The 370-nt window shown below is 70.3% G+C and carries 1 protein-coding gene and 1 pseudogene; both read left to right on the forward strand.

Annotated features, from left to right (window positions below; translation table 11 throughout):
* Nucleotides 1-195, forward strand: a pseudogene (locus OQ02_RS39470) (thioredoxin-disulfide reductase); the annotation flags it as partial.
* Nucleotides 196-241: 46 nt separating this feature from the next.
* Nucleotides 242-370, forward strand: a 129-nt coding sequence (locus tag OQ02_RS39475; protein ID WP_033443801.1) for a thioredoxin family protein, incomplete at its 3' end; no start/stop codon positions are given.

A 370-nucleotide genomic window follows, 5' to 3' on the forward strand; every position in this document is an offset into this window, starting at 1 on the left:
GCCTACCTCAAGGTCGCCGCCCCGTCGACGCGGACGAACCTCACGGGTGTCTTCGGCGCCGGTGACGTCGTCGACCACACCTACCGTCAGGCCATCACGGCCGCCGGCACCGGCTGCTCCGCCGCGCTGGACGCCGAGCGCTTCCTGGCCGCCCTCGCCGACAGCGAGAAGCTGGCCGAGACCCCCGCGGTCTGACCCCTCTCTCCTCAACCCACACCCCCGCGAGATCAAGGAGGCCGCTGTGGCCCTGAAGACTGTGACCGACGCTTCCTTCGAAGAGGACGTCCTCAAGAGCGACAAGCCCGTGCTGGTGGACTTCTGGGCCGCTTGGTGCGGCCCGTGCCGCCAGATCGCCCCGTCGCTTGAGGCC

This window comes from Saccharothrix sp. NRRL B-16314 (assembly GCF_000716595.1).
Taxonomy (GTDB): Bacteria; Actinomycetota; Actinomycetes; order Mycobacteriales; family Pseudonocardiaceae; genus Actinosynnema.